At 28.0% G+C, this 8,026-nt stretch carries 4 protein-coding genes, 2 rRNA genes and 1 riboswitch; all 6 genes read right to left on the minus strand.

What is annotated here, in order from left to right; all coding sequences use genetic code 11:
- Positions 1 to 121 precede the first annotated feature (121 nt).
- Positions 122 to 2,344, minus strand: a complete 2,223-nt coding sequence (locus tag ABHC41_RS08100) for a UvrD-helicase domain-containing protein (RefSeq protein WP_092923335.1) — start codon at positions 2,342 to 2,344, stop codon at positions 122 to 124.
- Positions 2,345 to 2,633: 289 nt separating this feature from the next.
- Positions 2,634 to 3,656 (minus strand): BMP family ABC transporter substrate-binding protein, encoded by a 1,023-nt coding sequence (locus ABHC41_RS08105; RefSeq protein WP_092923332.1) that lies wholly within the window; start codon positions 3,654 to 3,656, stop codon positions 2,634 to 2,636.
- Positions 3,657 to 4,173: 517 nt separating this feature from the next.
- A riboswitch (cobalamin riboswitch) is annotated at positions 4,174 to 4,356 on the minus strand.
- A gap of 46 nt (positions 4,357 to 4,402) precedes the next feature.
- Entirely contained in the window at positions 4,403 to 6,175 is a 1,773-nt protein-coding gene (locus ABHC41_RS08110; protein WP_092923330.1) for a nitric oxide reductase activation-like protein, read from the minus strand.
- 14 nt (positions 6,176 to 6,189) lie between these two features.
- A complete protein-coding gene (locus ABHC41_RS08115) occupies positions 6,190 to 7,122 on the minus strand; it encodes a MoxR family ATPase (protein WP_092923327.1) in 933 nt (310 codons plus the stop codon).
- Positions 7,123 to 7,765: 643 nt separating this feature from the next.
- Positions 7,766 to 7,882, minus strand: a 5S ribosomal RNA gene (gene rrf, locus ABHC41_RS08120).
- 65 nt (positions 7,883 to 7,947) lie between these two features.
- A 23S ribosomal RNA gene (locus ABHC41_RS08125) occupies positions 7,948 to 8,026 on the minus strand; the annotation flags it as partial.

Consider the following 8,026-nt stretch of genomic DNA (forward strand, 5'->3'; position numbering starts at 1 on the left):
TATTTATATTTGTCATTAACTTAGTGAGTTCTAATGTGTTATATAGTTAACCTAAGCTTTTTAAATATATTATTTAAATAAAAATAAAGGATATATAAATATATCCTTTATTTTTTATTTACTATAATACATCTAATGTTGTGTATTCTTTATTTATTTTTTTAATTCCTTGTTCTTTAAATGCTATTGTAACATCAGAGCCCATCATACCAACAACAGTACCTTCTCCAAATTTTGGATGATGTACCTTTGCTCCTAGCTTTATATCATCTATATCAGTTTCTTTTTTAGTATCTTTTATAGTCGCATTTACTTTTTTAGCAACTGTGGACTTATTCATAGTGTTCATATATTTTTGTTTGTACTTATCTAATACATTATAATTAGCCTTTGAGTAAGTTAATTCTTTTTCTACTTTGTTAAGCTTCTCTATACATTGTTCTGGTAATTCTTCCATAAATCTAGATGCTATTGATGGATTAGTTTTTCCATATAAAGTTCTTCTTTGAGTTAATGTCATATAAAGAACTTCTTTTGCTCTTGTTATACCAACATAGCAAAGTCTTCTTTCTTCTTCTATATCTGACTCACTCATTGACCTTACAGCTCTAGATATTGGGAATAATCCCTCTTCCATACCAATTAAGAATACAACAGGGAATTCTAGCCCTTTTGATGTGTGTATAGTCATTAATGATACTTTTTCTATCTCTTCATCTTCACTAGATTCAGATGAAAGTGCAACACCTGTTAAGAATGTTTGTAAATCTTTTTCTTCGCTACTTTGCTCAAATTCTAATGCTATAGATATAAACTCTTTTAGATTATCAATTCTATCTTGAGCTTCTTCACTTTTGTCCTTAGATAGCTCATCTATATATCCTGTAGTCTCTAATACTTTCTCTATAAGCTTACTTACAGGATATACTTCTTTTATAGTTCTAAGTGTTCCTACTGTATCAACAAATCCATTTATACTATTTTTAGCTTTTGTTGATATATCTGAATTTGTATCTATATCTATTAGTACAGAGTACATACTCTCTTGCTTTAAACTAGCTCTATCTTCTATTTTTTCTATAGTTCTAAGACCTATACCTCTTCTAGGTACGTTTATTATCCTCTTTAAAGATATATCATCTTGAGGATTTTGTATAACCCTTAAATATGCTAGTAAATCTTTTATTTCTTTTCTTTCATAGAATTTTGTTCCACCATATATATTATATGGTATTTGGCTTCTATTAAGTGCATCTTCTACTGGACGAGCCTGAGCATTAGCTCTATAAAGTACAGCAAAGTCCTTATAAGTTCTACCTTGCTCTCTTGCTATTTTAGCTATCATATCTGCAACAAAATCAGATTCATTTATTTCATTTTCAGATAGTTGTATCTTTATTAGCTCTCCTTCTTTTTTCTCACTCCAAAGTTTCTTTCTTTTTCTTTCTATATTATTAGATATAACAGTATTTGCTGCATCTAGTATAACTTGAGTAGATCTATAGTTTTGTTCTAGCTTAACAACATGAACATCATCATAGTCTCTTTCAAACTCAAGTATATTTCTTATATCAGCACCTCTCCATCCATATATACTTTGGTCATCATCTCCAACAACACATATATTTTGATGTTCCTTTGCTAATAATTTTATTAGTTCATATTGAGCTTTACTTGTATCTTGATACTCATCTACCATTATATATTTAAATCTACTTCTATAAAATTCTAAAACTTCTTCTTCAGATTTTAAAAGTTCTACTGTTTTATATATTAAATCATCAAAATCTAAAGCACTATTTCTTTTTAAACGATCTTGATATAGTGCATATACATCTGCAATCTTACTCATTCTATTATCATGTCTATGCATATCTTTAAATTGTGATGGGCTATACAGCTTATCTTTTGCCCCTGATATTGTACTTATTATTACCTTAGGTTCAAATACTTTATCACTTAAATTTAACTCTTTTAAACAGTCCTTTACTAAGGTAACTTGGTCAGCACTATCATATATAACAAAACTTCTATTGTATCCGATTCTATTTATATCTTTTCTTAGTATACGCACACAGCAAGAGTGGAAAGTGCTTATCCACATTTCCTTTGTATCTGTTCCTAAAGTTTCCTCTACTCTCTCTCTCATTTCATTAGCAGCTTTATTTGTAAATGTTATTGCTAATATATTTGGGGCTTGTACACCTTTATCTTCTATAAGATGTGCTATTCTCGTTGTTAAAACTCTAGTTTTCCCTGACCCAGCTCCAGCTAGTATAAGTACCGGTCCTTCTGTTTTTTCTACAGCTTCTCTCTGGGCAGGATTTAATGTATCTAAATTCATAATTTTCCTCCTGTCGCTATTCCTATAACTATATTTTAATCTATAATAAATATTTATTCAAACTTTAAATCAGTCCTATATTTTGATAATCTCCATAATCTAATTATTCTAAAATGGATATTATAAAAATATAATTTATTTATTAAATGAAATTATACTATACCATACTTTATATTATTCTTGTATTTTATTTAAAATAAATAGGCTATCTAAAAATAATAATCCTTGCAATTTATACTTTCTTAAGTTACAAGTTATTATTTTAAATAGCCATTTTATATCTTATGTATTATTTTACTTCTAATTTTCCTTCTATTATATCCTCTGCTTTTTTGTTAACATAATCAATTATTTCTTTAGGTACATTTTTACCAGTACTTGGTGCTATCCCAACTGCCTCTTCTTTTAATCCATAAACTACAGCTTTTCCGCCTTCAAATTTTCCTTCTTTTATCTTTGATATTGTATCAAAAACACCAATATCAACTCTTTTCATAGCTGAAGTTATTACATTGTCAGGAGCTAAATTATTTTGGTCCATATCTACTCCTATAGCATACTTATCTTTTTCTTTAGCTGACTCTATCGCACCAGTTCCAACACCACCTGCAGCTGAGAATATTACATCTACTTTATTATTATACATTTGATTAGCTATAGACTTTCCTAAGCTAGCATCATCAAAGGAATTTGCATATTGAGATAAATACTCTACATCTTTATTTTCCGACTTTACCCCAGCTTTAAATCCCTCTTCAAATCTTGTTATATTTGGTATTTCCATACCACCTATAAATCCAACTTTATTAGTTTCACTCATCTTAGATGCTATTATACCTACTAAATATGCTGCCTCTCTTTCATCAAAAGTCATACATATCATATTGTCTGGTATTTCTTGTCCCTCTTCTTCATAATTATGATCAATTATGACAAACTGTCTATCTGGATAAAGTTTTGCTGCATTTAACATTGATTCTGCTGTTGTATATCCAACACCTATAATTACATCACGTTCTTGGTCTATAAAGGTTTCTATATTAGGTGCATAATCTGCATCTTGGTTTGACTCCAAGTATGAGCCATCTATACCTAGTTCTGATTTTGCCTTTTCTAATCCTTCTAATGATGATTGATTAAAGCTTTGGTCATTAGCCCCACCTTCTCCAAGCACTATTCCTACAGAAAATTTTTCTTCGTCACCTTTCATGTTTTTGCTACCTTCTTTTGAGTCATTACTACATCCAATCATGCTTAAAGACATAATCCCTACTATTGCTGTAAATATTAATCTCTTCTTTAACTTTAACATATACTAAATCTCCCCCTGATAAATTATGTTTACACATAAATTGTATTATATGTCTTTACACATGTAAACAATTTATGTTAAATAAAAAATTTACTTCGCTCATATCACTTATGGCTTCATGTATTTTTTAATATTTTTACATTTTCATACTAATTAATGTGTATTATCAATATGAATTATCTACATTTTTATTCTTAATATAAGATCATTACATAAAAAAATAAGCCCTTAAATGTAATAAGGGCTTTTTAAGCATAAAGCTTTAGATATAAAATTTATATTAAATTTAGGCTTAAGGCAAATTAATTTTAAGACTTATACATTACAAGTCTCTTTTTAATGCAAACTATCTTGCATAGCTTAATCTTATATACTTCATCTATTTAAAATATTTCTTAATATCATTTATATAAAATTTTAAACTTTTCACAATAAAAAAGCCTAATCCACAGGGATTAGACTTTATCTACATAAATAACTATATAAGTAGCTTAAAGACATTCTCCATCCCCGAAGAAATCATTTAATATTATTAGGCAGGTCTCCTGACTTAGCTTCATTTTACTCTTTCTCCTTCCCATAATCTAATATTACAGTGGTTTTAGAAATTTCATCAGCATCACAGTAGCGGGGGCTGTAGAGGATTTTAACCTCTTTCCCTATTAATCTTATATTAAGAACCTATAATATATACTTTTCTATATTAAATTATATTCGCTATATATTTTAATATTCCTTTTATTTTTCTAATTTCTTATTATCTTTTTTAAATACATGGAAACCACATCAGAAAACCTCTGGATGTCTTTAGTATATATGAAGTCTTTACCATATATAATTTTTTCTACTTCTAAATCTATTTCTTTTCCTGTAAATACTCCTAGTACCATTATTCCCTTTTGCCTAGCTTTTCTTACTTCTGATGCAGTATCTTTTGCTCCAATCATACCTTTATAAGACATTTCTCCTCTTATACTTCTTTCCCTGTCTTTACCTATCTTTATGTCATTCGGTCTTCCATCACTTAATACAATTAAGATTTTATTTTCTTCTTCTCTTTCTAATAATCCTTCACAAATAGATTTTATGGCTAGTCCATCTCTATTATTTCCAGCACAAAAATATTCAAATATGTTCTCATTATTGGTTATTTTATCTTCATAGTCTCTAAATCTTTTTAATATAGTGTAATCCATAAGGCTTGAGAATCCCATAACTCTATTTGGTATACCAGCCTTAGTTAAAGCTGTTGATATTATATATGCTTGTATCGCTACATTGGCTTGATTTCTAGTTTGAGACCCACTAGAATCTAAAAGTATATCTATTACATACCTACCTTTCTCATTTTCAATATCTTTGTAGAAAATTTTATTATTATTGCTTCTAGTTGCTCTCCATGCCCTATTTGCATATATAGTACCACTATCACAATAAACTCTACTTTTCTCATTTTCTTCTATTAATATTCTCAATAGAGTTTCCTTTAATTTTAATATATTCCTTTTATATATTTTTATGTTTTCTCTAAATTTACGAGTATTATTTTCTTTTTGTCTAGTTGCATATTTTATCTGAGCTATATTACTACATTCACTTCTTAATACTCCATCTGTAAAATGTACTCTACATCCCTCATGAACCCCTCTACAACATTTGCTTTCTATTTTTTTTAATTCTAAGTCACCTATATATGATTTCCCGTAGTAATGCTCTATTTTCTTATATATCTTATTTAAAGTTTCCTCATCAACATATAGTACATTATTAGAGCTATGTTTTGAGCCTTTAATATCAACTTCTCCTAAGCTTTCAATTAACATAGATGATGATATCTCGCTTATTTGATTTTCTATAGTTTTACTGTATTCATTATCATAAAGTTCTTCATACATAAAATCTGAAAATGTGTCAAAATCTATATTTGAATTTATTATTCTTTCATTTTCATAGTTTTCATTATCATATTTATTTGAAGTATCATTAAAATAATTTATATAAATTTCATCTATTCCCCTAAGTATTTCAACTATATTTTCATTAAGATTAATTTCATTTATTTTATTTACTATCCTTCTACTTAGTCCGTCTATAGTTGGATGTTTTCCCATCCTTTCTAAAACTAAAAAGTATTTTATTTTTTGTAGTATTTCTTCATTATGTATTTTACTAAAACCTGATAAAATATCTTTGTAAGCACTTAATCTTATATCTTCAATACCTGGTCTTTCCTTTATAATCTTTTCTTCAACTAACCTATCTAATGTTATATGCAATAAATCAGATATAACATCAATATCATATCCCATTTTAGCTCTACTTAATAAGTATCTTTTTACTAAGATCCAATCTATGTATTTATGCCTTCCTCCTGCCATCGTAGCAAAATACAAAGCTATATCTTTAGATGAATATTCATTTTTAGATATTTGAATATCATCATTATAATCTCCTGCTACAGTCCAAGATAGATTGCTAATTCTATTTTCAAATTCATAATTCCCATATACCCATTTCATAATTATTTCCTACTTTAATATGTATTTATTTTAGGAAATATATCTTTAGTTTCCCATTTATCTGGTATTCTAGTCTTTATAATATCTCCTACAATCTCTTTCTCATATACATCAAATGTTTTACTTGTTACTCCCATATTAACCGCTAAAGATGGTTTTAATCCTCTTCTGATAGCTTTTAGTGATCCTATTAATCCTCTCAAATCTACTGATTTACTAGATATTTCTCCATTTTGTGATTTTAATTGTAAGTCTAAGAATATACCTCCAAATTGGATTAATTTTTCTTCATCTGCATCCTCAAATTCTTTTTTTAATATTAGCATTAATTTTTCTTCTTCTACAGCAGGTATATCTATGACCATAAACCTAGAAACTAGTGCCTCATTTAATTCTTTTGTCCCTGCATATTCATAATTCATAGTTCCTATAAATCTCGTTGCATCATGAAGATTTATTCTTTCATATCCAGGTACATCTATTACTCTTCTATAATCTAACGCTGAATGTAGTACTGCAATTGCATCATTTTTAGCCATATTTATTTCATCAAATATACCAAATCCCCCATTTATAGCACATTCATATACTGAGCCTCTTCTCAACTTAACTTCATTATCTATAAATGTATCTGTACCTATTAAAGTTGTACTATCTGTATTTATATGGAACGATGTATTCCACTGAGGTCTTCCAAATAACTCTGATAAATTATCTGCTAGTAGATTTTTTCCTGTCGCCTTTGGGCCAGATAATAGTATGTTTTCTCCCTCTAATATAGCTGATATAGCCATATTCCATATATCTTTTCCATAAAAATACTTAGTCGAATCTGATATCCTATGTTTAAGATTCTCATCTATTTTATAGAATTCTTTAAACTTTATTGCATCATTTATTAATTTTTCGTCTACACCTTGGTTTAATAAACTTACTATTATACCCATAGTCACTCCCCCTTGTCTTTGTTATATACTATAATATTAGCATATAATATTTTATCCTTACACTACCTTGTTAATTTATCTAAAATTTACTTAAATACCTTACGTTTAAATACTTTGACTGTTTTATGGATTTAAAATTACTTAATATCTAAATTATCTCAATTCTTTATTAGAACAAAATAAAATTTTATTAAAAAATAAGAGGCTTAGTATATAACCTAACCCCCTACTTATTTTTATTTATAATCCGTACTTACATAAAATATAGTCTACAAACTTTCCATTTTCATAGAATAATTCTCCATCAGCATATATATTACTACAACTTCTTATATCACATAACTTATCCCAATACAGTGATTATTTATTTTTGACTGCTGCCTCTAACATAAAATCCCCTATTACCATATAAATAATTCCTTCTATCTTTTCATAAAATAGCATATTTGAAGTGAATTTTTCATACCATAATTTGTGCTTATTGTCTTACCGTTTTTTACTTCTGCTAAATAATTTGCTAATAACTTATCTAATTTATTTAACCTTTTTAAATATCATAACAGTAAACTTATAAAATAAAAAAGAGATAGCCTTAAATAGCTATCTATACATATCTAATATTTTATAAAATAAAAAAAAGATTACGTGGCTACGTCTTACTCTCCCAGGAGGTCGCCCCCCAAGTACCATCAGCGCTAAAGAGCTTAACTTCTGTGTTCGGTATGGGAACAGGTGTATCCTCTTTGCTATAATAACCACATAATCTTTATCTTTTAGAGTTAATACTCTGAAAACTGTATATCATTTAGAATTAATAATTTTATTTTGGTCAAGTCCTCGACCTATTAGTATCGATAAGCTAAATACATTACTGCACTTACACCTTCGACCTATCAACCAGGTA

It is taken from the genome of Romboutsia sp. 1001216sp1, from assembly GCF_039841805.1.
GTDB lineage: Bacteria > Bacillota > Clostridia > Peptostreptococcales > Peptostreptococcaceae > Romboutsia_C > Romboutsia_C hominis.